The 18,364-nt window shown below is 62.3% G+C and carries 15 protein-coding genes; 3 read left to right on the top strand and 12 right to left on the bottom strand.

The window, feature by feature from the left end; all coding sequences use genetic code 11:
- Nucleotides 1-121 precede the first annotated feature (121 nt).
- From H0Z09_RS23930 to H0Z09_RS23915, 4 genes are read right to left on the bottom strand one after another with little or no spacing between them, the layout of a single operon-like run.
- A complete protein-coding gene (locus H0Z09_RS23930) occupies nucleotides 122-1,078 on the bottom strand; it encodes a lysylphosphatidylglycerol synthase domain-containing protein (protein WP_076952612.1) in 957 nt (318 codons plus the stop codon).
- Entirely contained in the window at nucleotides 1,068-2,330 is a 1,263-nt protein-coding gene (gene clsB, locus H0Z09_RS23925; protein ID WP_186694030.1) for a cardiolipin synthase ClsB, read from the bottom strand. Before clsB ends, H0Z09_RS23930 begins: the two co-directional genes overlap by 11 nt.
- Entirely contained in the window at nucleotides 2,327-3,103 is a 777-nt protein-coding gene (locus tag H0Z09_RS23920; protein ID WP_186694028.1) for an endonuclease/exonuclease/phosphatase family protein, read from the bottom strand. The genes clsB and H0Z09_RS23920 overlap by 4 nt, the downstream gene beginning before the upstream one ends.
- Nucleotides 3,100-4,026: a DUF72 domain-containing protein gene (locus tag H0Z09_RS23915; RefSeq protein WP_186694026.1), complete on the bottom strand. Its 927-nt coding sequence runs from the start codon at nucleotides 4,024-4,026 to the stop codon at nucleotides 3,100-3,102. Before H0Z09_RS23915 ends, H0Z09_RS23920 begins: the two co-directional genes overlap by 4 nt.
- 158 nt (nucleotides 4,027-4,184) lie before the next feature.
- Here H0Z09_RS23915 and H0Z09_RS23910 point away from each other — a divergent pair, with 158 nt between their 5' ends.
- Nucleotides 4,185-6,266, top strand: a complete 2,082-nt coding sequence (locus H0Z09_RS23910; protein WP_186694051.1) for a mechanosensitive ion channel family protein — start codon at nucleotides 4,185-4,187, stop codon at nucleotides 6,264-6,266.
- A gap of 130 nt (nucleotides 6,267-6,396) precedes the next feature.
- On the opposite strand, the gene H0Z09_RS23905 is transcribed toward H0Z09_RS23910, so the two are convergent.
- Nucleotides 6,397-10,644 carry a DEAD/DEAH box helicase gene (locus H0Z09_RS23905; RefSeq protein ID WP_186694023.1) on the bottom strand — a complete coding sequence of 1,416 codons (4,248 nt, stop codon included), beginning with the start codon at nucleotides 10,642-10,644 and terminating at the stop codon, nucleotides 6,397-6,399.
- A 142-nt stretch (nucleotides 10,645-10,786) separates the two neighbouring features.
- On the opposite strand from H0Z09_RS23905, the gene H0Z09_RS23900 reads away from it, so the two are divergent.
- Nucleotides 10,787-11,671 carry a sugar nucleotide-binding protein gene (locus tag H0Z09_RS23900; protein ID WP_076952617.1) on the top strand — a complete coding sequence of 295 codons (885 nt, stop codon included), beginning with the start codon at nucleotides 10,787-10,789 and terminating at the stop codon, nucleotides 11,669-11,671.
- Between the two features lie 135 nt (nucleotides 11,672-11,806).
- On the opposite strand, the gene H0Z09_RS23895 is transcribed toward H0Z09_RS23900, so the two are convergent.
- The 5 genes from H0Z09_RS23895 to H0Z09_RS23875 all read right to left on the bottom strand — a co-directional run bounded on the left by H0Z09_RS23895 (nucleotide 11,807) and on the right by H0Z09_RS23875 (nucleotide 15,847).
- Complete coding sequence (locus tag H0Z09_RS23895) at nucleotides 11,807-12,505, bottom strand: OmpW family outer membrane protein (protein ID WP_016978527.1); 699 nt, start codon at nucleotides 12,503-12,505, stop codon at nucleotides 11,807-11,809.
- 94 nt (nucleotides 12,506-12,599) lie between these two features.
- The gene (locus H0Z09_RS23890) at nucleotides 12,600-13,112 is read right to left on the bottom strand and encodes a DUF3299 domain-containing protein (protein ID WP_076952618.1); all 513 of its coding nucleotides are present in this window, start codon (nucleotides 13,110-13,112) and stop codon (nucleotides 12,600-12,602) included.
- An 11-nt stretch (nucleotides 13,113-13,123) separates the two neighbouring features.
- A complete protein-coding gene (locus H0Z09_RS23885; RefSeq protein WP_186694020.1) occupies nucleotides 13,124-14,389 on the bottom strand; it encodes an ABC transporter permease in 1,266 nt (421 codons plus the stop codon).
- 1 nt (nucleotide 14,390) lies between these two features.
- Entirely contained in the window at nucleotides 14,391-15,101 is a 711-nt protein-coding gene (locus H0Z09_RS23880) for an ABC transporter ATP-binding protein (protein WP_186694017.1), read from the bottom strand.
- Between the two features lie 146 nt (nucleotides 15,102-15,247).
- Nucleotides 15,248-15,847 (bottom strand): DUF2796 domain-containing protein, encoded by a 600-nt coding sequence (locus tag H0Z09_RS23875; RefSeq protein ID WP_186694014.1) that lies wholly within the window; start codon nucleotides 15,845-15,847, stop codon nucleotides 15,248-15,250.
- 133 nt (nucleotides 15,848-15,980) lie between these two features.
- On the opposite strand from H0Z09_RS23875, the gene H0Z09_RS23870 reads away from it, so the two are divergent.
- A complete protein-coding gene (locus tag H0Z09_RS23870; RefSeq protein WP_186694012.1) occupies nucleotides 15,981-16,328 on the top strand; it encodes a hypothetical protein in 348 nt (115 codons plus the stop codon).
- Here the strand turns inward: H0Z09_RS23870 and trxA are convergent.
- Together trxA and H0Z09_RS23860 are read right to left on the bottom strand one after the other, a co-directional pair.
- On the bottom strand, nucleotides 16,325-17,197 hold the full coding sequence (gene trxA / locus H0Z09_RS23865; RefSeq protein WP_186694010.1) for a thioredoxin: 873 nt from the start codon (nucleotides 17,195-17,197) through the stop codon (nucleotides 16,325-16,327). The genes H0Z09_RS23870 and trxA overlap by 4 nt on opposite strands.
- A 72-nt stretch (nucleotides 17,198-17,269) precedes the next feature.
- On the bottom strand, nucleotides 17,270-18,271 hold the full coding sequence (locus tag H0Z09_RS23860; protein WP_186694008.1) for an Abi family protein: 1,002 nt from the start codon (nucleotides 18,269-18,271) through the stop codon (nucleotides 17,270-17,272).
- Nucleotides 18,272-18,364 lie beyond the last annotated feature (93 nt).

The raw sequence follows: 18,364 nt of genomic DNA, 5'->3' as shown, positions 1-18,364 counted from the left end.
GGTCTTTAGACCGCCTTCGCGAGCAAGCCCGCTCCCACATTCGACCGCGTTCCAAAGGATGTACACGGTTAAATGTGGGAGCGGGCTTGCTCGCGAAGGCGATCGACCAGCCACTACAGCCTCAAGCCGGTGTCTTCTTCACCCGCAACGCCTTGGCCTTCGCCTCCACCCCCAGGTACATCACCAGCGCAATCAGCAGCGGCAAAATAAAGTAGATCGCCCGGTACGCAATCAACCCGGCCAGCAAACTGCCCCGCGACGCTTCATGCTGCAACAACGCAATAAACACCGCTTCCAACACGCCGAGCCCGGCCGGGATATGCGTAAGCACCCCGGCGATCGCGCTGATCAGCAACACCCCCAGCACCAGTGGGTAGTCCAGTTTGGACGGCAGCAGGGTGAAGATCACCGCCGCCATCAGCGACCAGTTCAGCGCGCCCAACATTAACTGCAAACATGCCATGCGCAGCGACGGCAGGTTGATTTCCATGCCGCGAATGGTCCACGCACGCTTTCTCGAAAACTGGCACGCCGCCAGGTAACCCAGGCTGGCCAGCACCAGCAACGCGCCGATGCCTTGCAAGGCCGTGGTGCTGACCTTCCAGCCCGGCGGCATGGTGACCAGGCCGCTGCTGAAAATCACCCCCGAGATGGCCATGTAGCCGAACCAATTGGTGGCCAGGCTCAGGCCGAGGATCTTGGCGATATTGCCGGTGCTCACCCCCAGCCGCGAATACAGCCGATAGCGCATGGCGATACCGCCGACCCACGCACTCAGGTTGAGGTTGAACGCATAGCTGATGATCCCCACCGGCAGGATCTGCTTCCACCTCAGGTTCTGGCGAATGTAGGTGCGGCCGATCAAGTCGAAGCTGGCGTACACCAGAAAGCTGCACAGCGTCAGGGCGCCCGCGATCAGAAGGGTGCGCACCTTGAATTCGCCCAGGGTCTGCAGCACTTCGCTCCAATCGATGCGCCGCGCGAGCATCGTGAACAGTACGATCAGCAGCAGGAAGAAGACGACAGTCAGCGGTTTCTTCCAGCGCTGGAACCGCGAGCCTTTGGTTTCAGACGTCATGGGGCTGGGCCTCAAAGGGTTTCAATCGTGGCTTGTGCGCAGGCAGCCAGCCGGTCAGCACAGGGAAGTGGCGCATCACATGGAACACCAGGAAACCCACGGTCAGACGCCACAGCCACAGGCGTGGCTTGCGCTTCTCCGGGATGGTCTGGCAATGATTCCTGGCCAGGGCTTCCAGGCTGTCATAAAGCTGTTGATTGAAGCCACGATCACGAATCAACACGTTGGCTTCCAGGTTCAGCGCCAGGCTCAGCGGGTCCAGATTGCTCGAACCCACGGTGCTCCAGTCGTCATCCACCAGCGCCACTTTGCCGTGCAGCGGGCGTTGGCAATATTCATGAATCACCACGCCATCCTTGAGCAAATAGTCATAGAGCATGCGTGCCGCCAGTTTGGCCAGCAGCACGTCGGGCTGGCCCTGCATGATCAGTTGCACGTGCACGCCACGGCGCGCGGCGTTGCGGATCTCGCGCAACAGGCGGTAGCCGGGGAAGAAGTAGGCGTTGGCAATCACCGCGCGTTTTTGCGCCTTGCTCAATGCGTGGATATACGCCTCTTCGATGTCGTCGCGATGCTGCAGGTTGTCGCGATAGATCAGGCGCACCAGGCCGTCGCCTTGCTCGCTCGACCACGCCGAAGGCCGTTGCTGGCGCCGTCGCCAGCCGCGTCGCGTGCGCACCTGGCGCCCGCTTTGTGCCAAGGCGAAATGATGCAGGTCGGCCACCACCGGCCCTGTCACTTGCACGGCGTAATCCTGCTTGGCTTCGGGGCCAAAATCGCCCAGGTGATCGGCGGAAAAATTGATCCCGCCGATAAACCCCACGCTGGCGTCCACCACCACGATCTTGCGGTGCAGGCGACGAAACCAGTTGGTGCGGATGCCCAGGGTCTTGGACGCGGGGTCAAACATCTGCACCATCACGCCGGCCTCGGCCAACTCACGCAGGAACGACGGGCTCAGCTCGCCGCAGCCAAAACCGTCCAGGCTTGCCACCACCTTCACGCCACGCTGCGCCGCCTCGATCAGGATGCCTTGCAGCTCGTGTCCAACCTTGTCTTCGAAAAGGATGAAGGTCTCCAGCAGGATCTCGCGCTGAGCCCGGCGCATGGCCTCGAACACCCTGGGAAAGTACGCCTCGCCGTTCTCCAGCAACTCGATCTGGTTGCCGCTCTGCCAGCCGTAATCCACGTCACGGGCCTTGGTTTCATCCGGCGGCTGGTCGGTGGAAATGTGTTCTACCGCGACGTTCATAACTCGACCTCCACCGACAGCGGCACATGATCGGATAAATGGGACCAGGGGCGCGTGTTCAGCACCCTGGGGTTATGCGCGGTCAGATTGCGTACGTAAATGCGATCCAGCGCCAGCAATGGCAAGCGCGCTGGAAAGGTGCGCGCGAGTTTGCCGTCGGCTTCGAAAAACACTTCCCTCAGGCCGCTCTGGCTCAGGTCGGCGCGCTGGCGCCAGTCGTTGAAATCGCCAGCCACCACCAGTGGCGCATCGGCCGGAATCTCGCTGATACGTTGCTCCAGCAGGCGCAATTGTTGCTGGCGATGCACCTCGCGCAAGCCCAGGTGCATGCAGATCGCGTGCACTTCCTGGCCGGTGCTCGGCAGGCGCAGCACGCAATGCAGCAGGCCACGGTTTTCGTGGCCGCTTTGGGAAATGTCGAGGTTGTCGTAGCTCACAATCTGGAATTTCGACATCAACGCATTGCCGTGGTCGCCGTGGGGGTAGACGGCATTGCGCCCATAGGCGAATTGCGGCCAGATACTGTCAGCGAGGAACTCGTACTGCGGCATTTTCGGCCAGTCGCTGTAGCGCTGCGGATGGCGTTCGTGGGTACCGTGGATTTCCTGCAGGAACACGATATCGGCGCCCACGCTGCGCACCGCTTCGCGTAACTCAGGCAGGATGAAACGTCGGTTCAGCGCGGTGAAGCCTTTATGGATATTCACCGTCAGCACCGTAAAGCGCTTGATGGCGGTGGTGGGCGCGGTGGGCATCAATTCCGGATGGGTCATGGCAACACCCCCGACGCAGGCAGTTTTCCGGGCTCGGTGGCGAGGTGTTTATCCAGCTCGAAACGCTGTAGCAATTGGCGTGCATCAAACGGCGCACGCACCTTGATGTCATTGTCGAAAAAGCAGAACACGTCCCGCTGTTTGCGGGCGCGGGGCTTGTGGTGCGGGTCGGCCAGCTTGGCGTCCGCAGGCTGCTTGCCCTGGCTCCAACGCTCGATGCGATCGCCCCAGCGCTTGAGGGCCTCGTCACTATAGCCACTGGCGTACAGCTCCTTGTCGCCGTGCAGGCGCAGGTACATGAAGTTGGCGGTGACATCTTCCAGGTAAGGCCACTTGCTGGCGGTGTCCGCTACCACGAGTGCCACTCCATACTTGTCCAGCATCTGCACAAACTCCGGCACGGCAAAACTCTGATGGCGGATCTCCACCGCGTGGCGCAGCGCGCGCTTGCCATGGGCTTGCATGCTCGCCTTGCCGTTCAGGCGCGGTTCATGCTGACGGGCGAGGGCGGCCGCCTGTTGGGTGTCGGTGGGCAGTTCCTGCAGAAAGGCTTCGAACAGCGGCGGGTCGAACTTGAAGCTGGGCGGGAACTGCCAAAGGATCGGGCCGAGCTTTTCCTTCAGCTCCAGTATCCCGGAGGCAAAAAAATTGGCCATCGGCGCATGCACGTCCCTTAACCGCAGGATGTGGGTAATGAAGCGCGGCGCCTTGACGCTGAACACGAAGCCTTCGGGCGTGTCGGCGTACCACTCGGCGTAGCGCTTGGGGGTTTGCAGCGCATAGAACGAGCCATTGATCTCAATGCTGTTGACGGCGCGTGACGCAAACTGCAGCTCGCGTTTCTGGGTCAGCCCTTCGGGGTAGAAATCCCCGCGCCAGGGCGTGTAGCGCCAGCCGGAAATGCCGATGTGAATCGCCGCCATGAATGCTCCCGTCAAAAAGGGTCGGTTGACCTCCGTTTTTGGATGACTGCGGCATCCGCCTGAAAGTTTCGCGCTTCCTACAGGCGGCACTTTCTCGGGAACGATCAGGCATCAAACCCGTCAGTTCCTTACAGAACCTTTTGCGGGAGCTCGGTGTGTTGCTGAATCTAAAGACTGCATTACTGCTGGGTGCGCTGATGTTTTGCGGCAGTGGCGCCCTGCAAGCGGCCGCGACCGCGCCAGAACCGGATGCGCCGGCCAAGCCGGAATTGCTGGTGGAAGGCGGATTGCTGGGGGCCATCAGTTCCAGCATTGATGACGTGCAGCAAAAGTTGGACCTCAATCAGGGCCTTGTTGATCAATGGCGTCTGCGCGCGGATCGGGCGGCAGATGAAGTGGGTCGCCTGGTCGACCAGACCGCTGCGCGTTCGCCCTGGAGCGTGGCGGGCGACTTTCTGTTGCTGTCCGGGGTCTGGATCGGCGCATTTGCGTTGCTGACGTTGCTGGGGCGCTTTGCCGTACGGCGTCTTGGCCAGCGCCTCTTTTTCGAACGACGTAAACGGCTGCTGGCCGTGCTTGGCTATGTGCTGCCCTATACGGTGCCGGCGCTGGTGTGCCTGCCGCTGACGCTGTATGTCAGCCACTTTCTGGCGACTTCCGTGGGCCGCGCGCTGGCGCTGTGTTTTGCCTACGCCACCAGCAGCGGCATCTTTTCCACCTCGATGCTGCTCTGCGTGATTGTCATGTTCAACGTCGGCCACAAGCGCCCGGCGGTGCAGATCATTCGCAGCTACTGCCCCAAGCCGCTGTTCCTGATCGGCTTTCTCGCAGCCCTCAGCGATGCCCTGACCAGCCCGCAGATCGCCCGCCAGTTGGGCGGCAATATCACCAGTAGCATCGCCGTGTTCACCGGTCTGTTCGCCGCGGTGATCTTCGGCGTGCTGGTGGTGCGCCTGCGCCGCCCGGTGGCCCATCTGATCCGTAACCGGCCATTGGCCCAACGCCTCAAACACCCGGCGTTGCAGCAGTCGTTGCGGGTGTTTTCCGGGCTGTGGTACTGGCCGATTCTGTTGATGGTGCTGGTCTCGGCGATCAACCTGATCGGCGCCGGCGACGATAATCAGAAGGCGCTGCGTTGCGCGTTGTTCACCACGATCCTGCTGATCGGCACGGTGTTCCTGAGCACCGTGCTGCAGCACCTGTTCAAGTCGCGCAGCCAGGTCGCGATCCAGCGCAGCAGTGCCTACAAGGAACGCTTCCTCAGCCTGTTGCATGCGATCCTGCGCATTGTCATGGCCGTTGCGTTCATTGAAGTGCTTGGGCGGATCTGGGGCGTGTCGCTGTTCGAGTTCGCCGAGCGCAACTCCATTGGCCGGGCGATCAGCGACTCTCTCAGCAGCATCGGCCTGATCCTGCTGATGACCTGGTTGTTCTGGGTGGTGCTCGACACCGCGATCCAGGAAGCGCTGAAGCCGCCGGTGAACAAACGCTCCAGCCGCCAGCCCAGCACGCGAATCAAGACCATCCTGCCGCTGCTGCGCAATGCGGTGAAGATTATCCTGGTGGTGATCTGCGCGATCACCACCATGGCCAACCTCGGCATCAACGTCGCCCCGCTGCTGGCCGGCGCCGGCGTGGTGGGCCTGGCGATCGGTTTCGGTTCCCAGCAACTGGTGCAGGATGTGATCACCGGCCTGTTCATCATCATCGAAGACACGCTGTCGATCGGCGACTGGGTGGTGCTCGACTCCGGCCATGCCGGCACCGTCGAAGGCCTGACCATCCGCACCCTGCGCCTGCGCGACGGCAAGGGCTTTGTGCACTCGGTGCCGTTCGGGCAGATCAAGGCCGTCACTAACCAATCGCGGCAGTTTGCCTATGCGTTTTTCTCAGTGCAGTTCACCTATGACACCGATGTGGACAAGGCGGTGGAGCTGATCCAGGAGGCCGGGCAGTCGATCCGTGATGACGTGTTCCTCAAGTACAACCTGCAAGGCCCTTTGGAGGTGTTTGGTGTCGACAAGATGGACCTTAACGGCGTGGTGCTGACCGCACAGTTCCGCACGGTGTCGGGTGGGCAATATGCGGTGAGTCGTGCGTTTAACCAGCGGTTGAAGAAGCTTGTGGATAACTGTGATGAGGTGCACTTTGCGCAGACTTATCCACAGCAGGTGCTGTTGCCCAAGCGCATGGCGCAGGATGAGGCCGTGGTGCTGACTGAACAGCCGCGCACCCAATGATCAGCCGTGCCTGGGCTGACGCCTTCGCGAGCAAGCCCGCTCCCACAGTTTGACCGTATTCCAAGGATGTACCCCGGTCAAACTGTGGGAGCGGGCTTGCTCGCGAAGAGGCCTTCAATGTCACCCCATTTCAATGCCTGATCAACTTCTCCTGCACCGCCAACTGATCCTCCTCCAGCAACACCTGCTGCTTGCCGGCCACCCTCACCGCCGCCGGCAACCCATCCCGGTACACAATCCGATTACCGCTCACCGCGGGCACCTTATCCCCCGGTAATAGCGTACCCACCAGATTCAACGGATCGGCCCCGCACACCGCAATCAAACTCCCATCATGGGGCCGACGCCGCACTTCACGCAGCAATGCAATCGCCTCCGGCAACGCAAACTGTTCCCCCGCCAGGCCGCTGACAAAGCGCCCGCCGCGAATGTCCCCGCGCGCTTCCAGGCGATGGAAGGTGCGCAGTAACTCGCGCCAGCTTGGCAACCAATCCGCCTCGCGCTCCAGCAAGCGCCAGAACACCACGCCATAACGGCGCAGCAGCGTCATCGCCACATGCTCCAGCGTCTCGGCCGAATGCGGGCCGGCGGCGGTTGATGAACGCCGCACCAGGGCCCAGCGCCCGGCGTCATCCATGCCGCCGATAAACGCACCGCGCCCACGCCGACTGCTGCGCGCCTGGCGTTTGCTCGCAGGGGTGGTGAGGGCGCGCAGCCCGGCGAAGCTGTCGGCGTTTACCAGCCCGGCACCCACTAATTCCTGCAGGGCGGTTTCCAGTTCGCTGCGCAGCAAGTGGGCTTCGTGCACCAGCTCATCGAAAAACAAGGCGCCTTGATCGCGCAGGGCTTGATGCACCTTCTGCGCCTTGGGCGACAGCGTTGCGGCGTCGGTGAGCTCGGTCAATCCGCTCCACAATCCCACCTGGCTACGTGGCAGCAACACCACCGGCGTGCTGCGCAAGGCCATGGCGCCGGCCTTGTTGCTCAAGCGCGTCCACACCAGCTTGCCGCTGCGGCACAGGTCATCCAGCCAGGTGGACGAATAATCCTTGAGCCGCGCACTGAGCAGGTCACTGTCCCACGCGGAGGTGGCGGCGGCGTAACCTTCGAACTGGCCGACGATCTGCGCCAACATCGCGCTGCCCTGGCCGCGGGTGCCGTCGGACAGGTGCTGCCAGTCGAACAGGAAACGCATGAAGTCCTGCAACGCCACCGGCTCGATTTCGCGGCGCAGGCGCTTGATCGTGTAGCGGTGGATGCGCGCAAGCAGGTGACGTTCGCACCATTGCTCTTCGGTGGCGTCGGGGCTGAAATGGCCGCGCAGCACGTAGCCTTCCTGTTCCAGGCGGGCCAGCGCTTGAGTGACATCCGCCAGCGGTAACGCGAGCGGTGTGGCGATTTCGGTCAACGTCAGGGGGCCGAACCCACCGAGGCGCGCGCGCAGCACTTCCACCACGGCCTCATCAAAGGTCCAGGGTTCATCGAAACCCGGCAGCAGTGGCAAGTTGCTGGGGTAGATCGCCTGCAAACAGCTCAGGCGCTCGACCGCGACCCACACGCCGTTGTGCAATTGATAGGCGCGGCCACCCTTGGCCAAGGCGTGCAGCCACTCGCGCCACTGCACGGTGACTTCGGCGTCGGCGATGCACGCCAGGCTCATCAACGCCTCATGCATTTCATCCACGCCGTTGGGCGCCGGCCACGCTTCTTCGCGCACCCCTGCGATGGCGTCGACATCCAGGGCGCCGAGGTCGTCGGTGCTCTGCGGGTCAGTCCAGCGTCGGTTGAACACCGCCTGGGTGCGGCGTTCTTCCAGTGGCGCGTCGTCGAGAAAGGTGTAGGGCCGCGCGCTGAGAATTTCCGCAGCCATGGGCGAGGGCGCCGGCAGGTCGCGGCTGATCAGGCGCACCTCGCCGCGCTCCATGCGCCGCAGCAGCGCCAACCAGGCGTCGCTGTCCATGGCTTCGTGCAGGCAATCGTCGAGGGTCTGTTCGATCAACGGATGGTCCGGGACTTCGCGTTCGCCGGCGAGGTTTTCCAGGCAGGCGATCTGATCGGGAAACACACTGGCGATCAGGTCTTCGCTTTTCATGCGCTGGATCTGCGGCGCTACCTTGCGTCCGCCGGTATAACGCGGCAGTGCCAGGGCCACACCGGCATTCCAGCGCCAGCGCACGCCGAACAGCGGCGCATCCAGCACCGCCTGGATCAGGATGTGCTCGGCGCTGTTGCTGTTGAGGTAACGCCACACCTCGTCCAGCTCGAAACTGTGGCTGGTGGACAGCGACAGCACGATGGCATTTTCGCTGGCCGCCGCCTGCAATTCGAAATTGAAGGTGCGGCAAAACCGCTTGCGCAGCGCCAGGCCCCAGGCGCGGTTGACGCGGCTGCCGAACGGCGTGTGGATGATCAGTTGGGTGCCGCCGGAAGCGTCGAAGAAGCGCTCCATGATCAACGTGTCCTGGGACGGCAACGCGCTCAGGGCCAGGCGAGTGCGCGCCAGGTAATCGAGGATTTGTTCGGCACTGGCGTGGTTCAGGCGCAGGGTGTCGGTGAGCCAGTCCAGGGCGGGTTGCAAGTCGCCAGGGGTGGCGCTGAGCAGCACGTCCAACAGGCCTTGCAGGCGCGCCACCGAGGCCGACAATTCGTTGCTGCGCCCCGGCGCTTCACCGAGCCAGAACGGGATGGTCGGGGGCTGGCCATGGGCGTCTTCGACCCGCACTTTGCCGGCTTCGACCCGCAGGATCCGGTACGACGTGTTGCCCAGCTGGAAGATATCCCCGGCGATGCTTTCCACCGCGAAGTCTTCGTTGACGCTGCCGATGTTCAGGCTCTGGGGTTCGAGCAACACGCTGTAGTCGGCGTTATCGGGAATGGTGCCGCCGCTGGTCACGGCGGTGAGTTTGGCGCCTCGGCGGCCGCGCAACGTGCGCGTTAGGGCGTCGCGGTGCAGGTAGGCGCTGCGGATGCCCTGGCGCCCGTTGTAGCCGTCGGCGAGCATTTGCAACAATGCCTGGTAGTGATGCTCATCCAGCTCGGCATAGGGCGCGGCGCGGTGGATCAGATCCAGCAACGCCTGTTCCGACCATTCCTGGGCGCTGACTTCGGCAATGATCTGCTGGGCCAGTACGTCCAGCGGCGCGACTGGTATGTGCAGGGTGTCCAATTCGCCCCGGCGCACGCAGTCGAGCAGCGCGGCGCATTCGATCAAGTCGTCGCGGGTGGTGGCGAACAGCCTACCCTTGGGCGTGCCGCCGACCTGGTGCCCGGAACGTCCGACTCTTTGCAAAAAACCATTGATCGAGCCGGGCGAGCCGATCTGGCAGACCAGATCCACATCGCCGATATCAATCCCCAGTTCCAGCGATGCGGTGGCGATCAGCACTTGCAGCTCGCCGGCCTTGAGGCGTTGTTCGGCATCCAGGCGCATCTCCTTGGCCAGGCTGCCATGGTGCGCAGCAACCGCCGTTTTGCCCAGGCGCTCGCTCAAATGCCGGGCCAGGCGTTCGGCCAGGCGGCGGGTGTTGACGAAGACCAATGTGGTGCGGTGTTCGCGGGCCAAGTCGGCGAGGCGGTCATAGACCAGCGCCCACACATCGTTGGCCATGACCGCCGAGAGCGGAACCGGTGGCACCTCGATATCCAGGTCGCGGGGGCGGGCGTGGCCGATGTCGACAATCGCGCAATCGCGGCCGCTGCCCACCAGAAACCGCGACACCGCCTCGATGGGCTTTTGCGTGGCCGACAGGCCGATGCGCGTCAACGGTTCACTGCACAGCCCCTGCAGACGCTCCAGGCTCAGGGCCAAATGGCTGCCACGTTTACCGGCGGCGATGGCGTGGATCTCGTCGACGATCACCGTGCGTGTGCTGGCGAGCATCTGCCGGCCGGAGTCCGAGCCCAGCAGCACGTAGAGCGATTCTGGAGTGGTCACCAGGATGTGCGGCGCTCGCTTGCGCATCTGTGCACGGTCTTTTTGCGGCGTGTCGCCGGTGCGCACGGCGGTGCGGATCACCAGCGGCGGCAGGTCCAGGCGCTGCAAGTGCTCGGTGATCCCGGCGAGCGGGTTTTGCAGGTTGATCTGGATATCGTTGGACAGCGCCTTGAGCGGCGACACATAGACCACCAGGGTTTCATCCGGCAGTTGCCCACTGTTGGCCAGGCCCTGGTGAACCAGGTCATCGAGCACCGCCAGGAAGGCCGTCAGTGTCTTGCCGGAGCCGGTGGGCGCGGCGATCAGTGTTGATTGACGCTGGCGGATCAACGGCCAGGCCTGGGCCTGGGCGCTTGTCACCGAAGGGAAGGTGCTGGCAAACCAGGCGCTGACGGCGGGGTGGAAACCGTTCAAGGCGCTGTCGGTGGATTCGGGTCGGTTCATGTAGTGATTGATACTGCCCGATCCAACAAGTTGCAATCGCGCAGTTTATCCGTGACGGTTGCGCTACAAACCCGCAAAATGCAACGATTCTGACAAATACCTGAACAACCTTCGTTCCACACTGACCGGGCCTGCTCAATCTATGCGAATGCGCCTTATGTTACTGGGCGGCGGGAATGCCCTCGGGCAGGCGCTGATTCGCCTGGGTGCAGAGGAAGACATCGGTTTCCTCGCACCCAAACCGCCCCAAGACGGCTGGGATGCCGCGAGCCTCACCCAATTGCTCGACGACACCCGTCCCGATGCCTTGATCAACCTCGCCTACTATTTCGACTGGTTCCAGGCCGAAGCGGTCAGCGAAACGCGCCTGGCCTCCCAGGAATTCGCCATCGAGCGCCTGGCCGAGCTGTGCCAGCACCACAACATCACCTTGCTGCAACCCTCCAGCTACCGCGTGTTCGATGGCTCCCGCGCCACCGCCTACAGCGAAAAGGACGAGCCGGTGCCCCTGGGCCTGCGCGGCCAGGCGTTGTGGCGGATCGAGCAAAGCGTGCGCGCCACGTGCCCGCAACATGTGTTACTACGGTTTGGCTGGTTGCTGGATGACAGCGTCGACGGAACGCTCGGGCGCTTCCTGGCCCGGGCCGAGAAACCGGACGAATTGCTGATGGCGGACGACCGTCGCGGCAACCCGACGCCGGTGGACGATGCCGCGCGGGTGATCATCTCGGTGCTCAAGCAACTCGATTGCGCGGCGCCGTTGTGGGGCACCTATCACTATGCCGGCCAGGAGGCGACCACACCGTTGGCGCTGGGCCAGGCGATCCTCACCGAAGCGCGCACCTTTCACCCGCTGGCGATCGAATCCCCCACCGCCCAGGCCCACGCGGCCCGGCCGGATGCCGGTGAAGAACCGCAACACGCGGTGCTCGCCTGCAAGAAAATCCTCCATACCTTCGGCATCAAGCCACGGGCGTGGCGGGCAGGGCTGCCGGCGTTATTGGACCGCTTCTATCGCCATAGCTGACACGCCTGAAAACCAAATGTGGGAGCGGGCTTGCTCGCGAAGGCGGAGTGTCAGTCAACAGATTCATGACTGATCCACCGCATTCGCGAGCAAGCCCGCTCCCACATTAGTTATGTAGTGGCAGTTAAAACCGGGTCAGAACTTATAGCCAATCCCCACCATGTAAACCATCGGGTCCACGTCCACATTGACCTTGGCGCGAGTGCCCGGCGCCACGCCGTTGTTTTCCACGGTGGCCTTGGTGCTGATGTCGATGTAGCGCGCCTGGGCGTTGATCATCCACTTGTCGTTGATCATGTAGTCCGCGCCGATCTGCGCGGCCCAGCCCCAGGAGTTTTCAGCCTTGAAGTTGCTGAAGCCGGCGCCTTGGGCACGGCTGCCGACGTGTTCGTCGTAGATCCAGGTGTAATTGATACCGGCGCCCACATAGGGTTGGAAGGCCGACTTGTTGTCCAGTGGGTAGTAGACAACGCTCAAGGTCGGCGGCAGGTGTTTGAGGGTGCCGAGCTTGCCGTTGGCTGGGCTCAGCGCGGTGCCCTTGATCTTCACATCGTGCTCGAACGGTGTAGCGGCCAGCAGTTCGATACCAACATGGTTGGTCAGCATGTAGGCGAAGTTCAGGCCCAGTTGAGTGTCGCTGCTCATGGTCGCCTTGCCGCCCAGGTTGGTGCCCGCCAAGGGGCCCTGGTCGACTTTGACGTGGCCGCTGTCCGCCTTCGGGTTCACCGTAATTGCACCGGCGCGAACCAGAATGTCGCCCGCTTCGTGAGCGTGTGCGACAGGGGCGACGAGGGCGAGCGCGAAAAGGGACGCGCCGAGCAGAGACTTGTTCATGGGAGCTCCAAAGGACGTTTAAAAGTTGTACGTCCAATGGTAAAGATCGTTCCGCCCGGTCTTTTGACTCAGCTCAATGAAAGCTTCATCAGCTCTATTCCGGCAGCTCATACATATAAATCTTCTCGGCCTCCATCTGGTAACCGGCGTCGGCCAGTTCGCTGCTCGACGGCTTGACCTGCATCGCGCCTTCGATCCAGTACGGCTGGTACAGCTCATCAAGCTTCACGCCGACTTCGCTGGTGACATGCACGATCTGGTTGGAAGGTGGCGGCGGCACATGGATGCAGGCGCCGAAATACGGCACCAGTAAAAACTCGGTGGTGCGGCCGTTCTCGCCGACTTCCAATGGCACGATATAACCCGGCAGGCGGATGTGCTTGCCGTCAAGGGCCGGCACCACAGGCGCGTGGGGCATTTCCTGCTTGGCCGCCGGCGCCGATTCCAGCGCATCGGCCATGCCGGATAAATTGTGCAGCGGCTGCATGTTCGGTACTTCCGGCTCGGCGTCCGGCGGGATCAGCTCCGACCAGGTCAGCTCTTTGGGCTCGGCGGCCCAGGCGGGCAGGGCGATCAGCAGCAACAGGGCAAACAGGGCACGGCGCATCGAAACCTTCCTCATAAACGGATGGACAGGCCATCGGCCAAAGACTGCCGGTAGGCGCGCCACGCGGGCACGCTGCCCATTAACAGCGCGGCGGCCAGGATACCGGCGAGCAGCGTCCATTCATATTCGCTGGGCCACGACATCGGCAGGTCCAGCCCGTAGTTGGCCTGCAAATACCCGCGCGAGGCGGCGATGCACACGTAGAGCATACCCACGCCCGCGACCACGCCGGACAAGGCCAGGGCGAACGCTTCGAAGATCAGTAACGTCGCGATATGCCACGGGCGGGCGCCCACCGAACGCAGGATCGCCATTTCGCGGCGGCGCTCGTTGAGGCTGGTGAGGATCGCCGTGAGCATGCCGATCAAACCGGTGAGCACGACGAACAGCGAGATCACGAACAGCGCCTTTTCAGCGGTGCCCATCATGCTCCACAACTCTTGCAGCGCCACGCCGGGTAGAATCGCCAGCATCGGCTCGCCACGGAATTCGTTGATCTCCCGTTGCAGGGCGAAGGTGGAAATCTTGTTGTTCAGGCCCAGCATGAACGCAGTGATGGCCTGCGGCGTGAGGTCCATATTGCGCGCCTGGTCGGCGCTGATCCGGCCTTTGCCCTGGGCCGGCACGCCGTTGTGCCAGTCGATATGGATCGCTTCCATCCCGCCCAGGCTGATATGCAGCGTGCGGTCCACCGGTGTGCCGGTGCGCTTGAGAATACCGACCACGGTGAAAGGTTTGTCATCGTGTTTGACCAGGCTGACCACCGCCACGCCATGGGCCAGCACCAGTTTGTCGCCGAGCTTGTAGTGCAGCGCGTCGGCCACTTCGGCGCCGAGCACCACTTCGAACGGGTCGGTGGCAAAGGCGCGGCCGCTGGCCAGTTCGAGGTTTTGTTTGCGTCCGTACTGGTAGTGTTCGAAGTAGGACGCGTTGGTGCCCATGACGCGGTAGCCGCGATGGGAGTCGCCGAGGGAAATCGGGATGGCCCACTTCACTTGAGGGCTGGCGGCGAAATGCTCGTAGCTGTCCCAGCGGATGTTGTTGGTGGCGTTGCCGATGCGAAACACCGAGTACAGTAGCAGGTTCACCGAGCCCGAGCGGGCGCCGACGATCAGGTCGGTGCCGCTGATGGTGCTGGCGAAACTGTTGCGCGCCTCAACGCGCACGCGCTCCACCGCCAGCAACAGGCACACCGACAGGGCGATGGCGAAGGCGGTGAGGATCGCGGTAAAGCGGCGGTTAGCCAGGCTGGCCATGGCTAGACGGAACAGATACATCTCAAACCTCTGCGGGCGTTGCGGCGCGATTGAGTTCGGCCAGCGACAGGTTGCGGTCGAACAGGGCGGCCAGGCTTTGGTCATGGCTGACAAACAACAGGCTGGCGCCTGCGTCGCGGCACTCGGCGAACAACAGCTGAAGGAAGGCTTCGCGGGCGTCGTAGTCCAGGGCCGAGGTGGGTTCGTCGGCGATCACCAGTTCCGGTTGGCCGATGAGTGCGCGGGCGGCGGCCACCCGTTGTTGCTGGCCGATGGACAGCGAGTCGGCGCGGCGTTCCAGCAGGTTGTTGTCGTTCAAGCCCAGATGCGCCAGCAAGGTCGCGGCGGCCCGGTCGACACTGCCGTGGCGCTGCTTTGCCCGTTGTGCGCGCAGTTTGGAAAAATGGCACGGCAACTCGACGTTTTCCCGCACCGACAAGAACGGCAACAGGTTGAACTGCTGGAAGATGTAGCCGGTGTGATCGACGCGAAAACGGTCGCGGGCCCCGGCGGAGAGTTCGGTCAGCTCCTGGCCCAGCAGGCGAATGCTGCCCCGGCTGGGTTTCTGCACACCGCCGAGAAGGCCCAGCAGCGTGGTTTTGCCGCTGCCGCTGGGGCCCTTGAGGAACAGGGTCTCGCCCGCTCCCAGGCGGAACGCGGGAATGTCCAGCAACTGCGGGTGACCGGGCCAGTTGAAGCCCAGGTCAGACAGTTCGATTAAGGCATGAGTCATGGGGAATCAATGTCACCGTTTTAGGACTTGACGCCGATCCTCTGTGGGAGCTGGCTTGCCTGCGATAGCATCACCTCGGTATCACTGATACACCGAGGTGCCTGTATCGCAGGCAAGCCAGCTCCCACATTGACCGTATTTTCAGCTTAGAACTTCAGGGTGGCAGCCTTGGCCGTCGCATCAACACCTTGTTGGCCGCTCGGGCCGATCAGTTGTACCTGAATTTTCTGGGTGGCGGGGAAGGTCTTGAACACCTGGGTCAGGTCAAGATTGCTCAGGGCCGTCGGCGTGGCGCAGGTGAACTGGTAGTGAGCGTGGATTTCGCTGTGGTCGTGATGGTGCTCGTGGGCAGCGTCTTTGGCGTCGTGATCATCATCATCGTCATGGTCGGCTTCGGGTTTGTCGCCGAACAATGGGCTGTTGAGTTCCTGGGAGCTGACCACGCAACCGGCGGCTTTGGGCAGGTTGAACAAGGCCGCCGGGTTCTCCAGCTGTTTGCGCGCGGCGGCGACCTTGGCTTTGTCGGCGGCGCTGGTAGCCACGTGTTCAAAACCCACCAGGTTCATCGCCGGGCTGTCCAGCTCAAGCTCCAGGACTTGGCCGTCGAGTACGGCGTTGAGTCGCCCGACGCCGTGCTCGTGGGCGCCGAGGCTGCCGTGTTCATGGTCGTGATCGTGTTCATCGGCCGCATGGGCAATGGCCAGTGGCAGCAGGGCAAACGGCAAAGCAAGCAGCAGACGGCGCATGGGAAAGCTCCAGGACATGAAAGTTTTGTTATGTGATCTTATAACAAATGGTGTCGAGAGTTTGACTGCCCGCTTGGCGTTGCGCAAGCCACATGGGAGCATGCCCGTCAGAAAAAAGTGCAGGAGTAGGACGATGTTGCGAATTCGTGGAACCGTCGGCGACCTGCCGGTGGACTTGACCCTGGAGTTGGACGACGGCGATTGGGCGCGACTGGGCGCGCAATGGCAGGCAACGCCCGTGCCCAGCACGGCCGCCGCGCCAGTAGCGCCGGTCAAGCACAATGATGACCTGTGGCAGAACGCCCAGGACCTGTTGCGCAAGGCCGGGCAACTCAGCGGCCTTGAGCTGCTCGACCAACTGGAAGGCTTGACCGGTGACGCCTCGGCGGGCAAACGCCTGCTGGTGCGCCTGCGCCACAGCGCCCAGGTTAAAGTGGCCAGCGGCGGGGATACGCCGCTGTACAGCTGGATCGGCGATTAGTACAGCGCGGCAAACATCTTGCGACGGTACACGGTCACCAGCGGGTGATCGTTGCCCAGCAGTTCGAATACCTGCAGCAAGGTTTTGTGCGGCAGGCCTTCGCTGTAGCCGCGGTTGCGGATAAACAGTTTGAGCAACCCTTCCAGCGCTGCATCGTACTGCTGACGCGCCAGTTGCTGAATCGCCAATTGGTAGGCCGCTTCGTCGTCCTGCGGGTTTCGCGCCAGGCGGCTTTTCAAGTCGGCGGCGTCCGGCAGTTCGGCGGCCTGACGCAGAAAGGTGATTTGCGCCTTGGCCCCGGCGAGGGCAGCTTTGTGGTCGTCGCTTTTTACCGCGTCCAGCACGGTCTGGGCTTCGCCCAATTCACCGCGCTCGGCCAGGCAGCGCGCGTACAGGATCAACGCGGCGGCATTGGTATTGTCTTCGCCCAGGAGCGCTACCAGCAGCCCTTCGGCGTCGCTGATGCGGCCTTCCGTAAACAACGCCTGGGCCTGCTCCAACGGATCTGCCGCAGCCGGCGGCGGCATCTGCACATGGGGTTCTAGCATCGCCCGCACCGCCGACTCCGGCTGCGCCCCGGCAAACCCGTCCACCGGCTGGCCGTCCTTGAACAGCACCACCGTCGGCAGGCTTTGAATGCCAAAGCGCGCGACGATATCCTGCTCGGCCTCGCAATCGACCTTGGCCAGCAGCAACTCTCCCTGATAACTCTCGGCGATCTGCGCCAGCATCGGCATCAAGGCCTTGCACGGTGCGCACCACTCGGCCCAGAAGTCCACCAGCACGGGTTTTTCGAAGGAATTCTGGATCACCGCCTGTTCGAAGTTGGCGGTGGTGACGTCGAAGATGTACGGGGTGGGCTCACTCATGGGGAATCTCGAATAAAGCGGGAATGGGGCAACTATAAGGGCTGGCGCAGCCTACCGGAAGCGGCAGGGTGTTCAGCCACGCAGCGCGTGCCAAAAAGGGTCTTGATACCAGTCGGTAGGGAACCCCATCGCTTTGAGGCTAACCTCGGGAAACTCATGGACGAGCTGATACAGGCGTTGATCCCAGCGAGCTGGCGGACTCACCTGATGCATCAAGTGATTCAGAATGCAAAGAACCGTAAAAATGCGGGTATGCGGCCCAGGCTGGAACAGATGCTCGGGCCATGGAAAATGGGCTTTCTTCGGTAATTCGGGACGAATACCCAACTCCCGGTTCCACATCCGCGAATGATGGGCGCAGATGTTTCGAATGATGGTCAAGGCGTGCAGCCATGACTGCATCAGGGGCGCCGCAAGTCCCAGGCGCTTGGCAATGGCTTTCTTGTCCGCGTCTTTGGCCAGGCCTTTATACAAGTGAGACAAGTCACCCAGCGTCAGTTCTTCCAGCATGGCCCAGCCAGGCATCAGAGGAGGATCAGCGTAGGTGGCAGGATAGTGGCGAGCGTAGTTTTCTCTCGCTCTCTGGCGTTTGAGGATGGTTTTTCTTTTGTCATCTGCGTGCAGCCTGTCGATGCGCTCGCATTCGCGTTGGTAGTCACGTGTTGCGTTGGATTGTTTGACCGACAGGTTTGCCAGCAGGCGCTGATGATCAAACGTAGGATGAAACATCCGGACGTTGATATGCCAGTGACTGCCATGGGCAGGTCCCATGTGGTTACTGATAACTGCGCGCGATGCAATTTCGACCCTTTCTATGGCATCCATCGTCAGTAGACGAAGTCGACGGTCAAAATCGTAGAGGCGGGTTAACTGACAAAATTGGCTACCGTTTCGAAAGCGATGGTCGATATCGTCCGGATGTTGGAGAGGCCGCATGTAGGGGCTTAAACGAAAGAAACTGACGGACCGCAAAAAAGCCTCGGCGCGAGCTTCATTTTGAATAAGCAAGCCGCGGCGCTTGAGCAGTTCCAACTGGGCAGGAACATCGATGGCGGGCTTACTGAATGACCTCATGCCCTAAAAGCACCAGGCATAAAAAACCCGCACAATTTGTGCTTGGCTACTGACGCAGCCAGAGGCATGGCGGGTGTATTGCCGCAGAGGTTA

The organism is Pseudomonas sp. SWRI18 (assembly GCF_014268345.1).
Classification (GTDB): Bacteria; Pseudomonadota; Gammaproteobacteria; order Pseudomonadales; family Pseudomonadaceae; genus Aquipseudomonas; species Aquipseudomonas cedrina.
The sequence above is the reverse complement of the archived record's forward strand: the minus strand, read 5'-3'. Positions and strand labels throughout refer to the sequence as shown.

Excerpts from the sequence above, each read along its gene's own strand:
- H0Z09_RS23915 (WP_186694026.1), bottom strand. The coding sequence starts at position 4,026 with ATGGCGGCGATTCACATCGGCATTTCCGGCTGGCGCTACACGCCCTGG.
- H0Z09_RS23875 (WP_186694014.1), bottom strand. The coding sequence starts at position 15,847 with ATGCGCCGTCTGCTGCTTGCTTTGCCGTTTGCCCTGCTGCCACTGGCC.
- H0Z09_RS23895 (WP_016978527.1), bottom strand. The coding sequence starts at position 12,505 with ATGAACAAGTCTCTGCTCGGCGCGTCCCTTTTCGCGCTCGCCCTCGTC.
- H0Z09_RS23920 (WP_186694028.1), bottom strand. The coding sequence starts at position 3,103 with ATGACCCATCCGGAATTGATGCCCACCGCGCCCACCACCGCCATCAAG.
- H0Z09_RS23905 (WP_186694023.1), bottom strand. The coding sequence starts at position 10,644 with ATGAACCGACCCGAATCCACCGACAGCGCCTTGAACGGTTTCCACCCC.
- H0Z09_RS23860 (WP_186694008.1), bottom strand. The coding sequence starts at position 18,271 with ATGAGGTCATTCAGTAAGCCCGCCATCGATGTTCCTGCCCAGTTGGAA.
- H0Z09_RS23885 (WP_186694020.1), bottom strand. The coding sequence starts at position 14,389 with ATGTATCTGTTCCGTCTAGCCATGGCCAGCCTGGCTAACCGCCGCTTT.
- H0Z09_RS23870 (WP_186694012.1), top strand. The coding sequence starts at position 15,981 with ATGTTGCGAATTCGTGGAACCGTCGGCGACCTGCCGGTGGACTTGACC.
- H0Z09_RS23900 (WP_076952617.1), top strand. The coding sequence starts at position 10,787 with ATGCGAATGCGCCTTATGTTACTGGGCGGCGGGAATGCCCTCGGGCAG.
- clsB (WP_186694030.1), bottom strand. The coding sequence starts at position 2,330 with ATGAACGTCGCGGTAGAACACATTTCCACCGACCAGCCGCCGGATGAA.
- H0Z09_RS23930 (WP_076952612.1), bottom strand. The coding sequence starts at position 1,078 with ATGACGTCTGAAACCAAAGGCTCGCGGTTCCAGCGCTGGAAGAAACCG.
- trxA (WP_186694010.1), bottom strand. The coding sequence starts at position 17,197 with ATGAGTGAGCCCACCCCGTACATCTTCGACGTCACCACCGCCAACTTC.
- H0Z09_RS23880 (WP_186694017.1), bottom strand. The coding sequence starts at position 15,101 with ATGACTCATGCCTTAATCGAACTGTCTGACCTGGGCTTCAACTGGCCC.
- H0Z09_RS23890 (WP_076952618.1), bottom strand. The coding sequence starts at position 13,112 with ATGCGCCGTGCCCTGTTTGCCCTGTTGCTGCTGATCGCCCTGCCCGCC.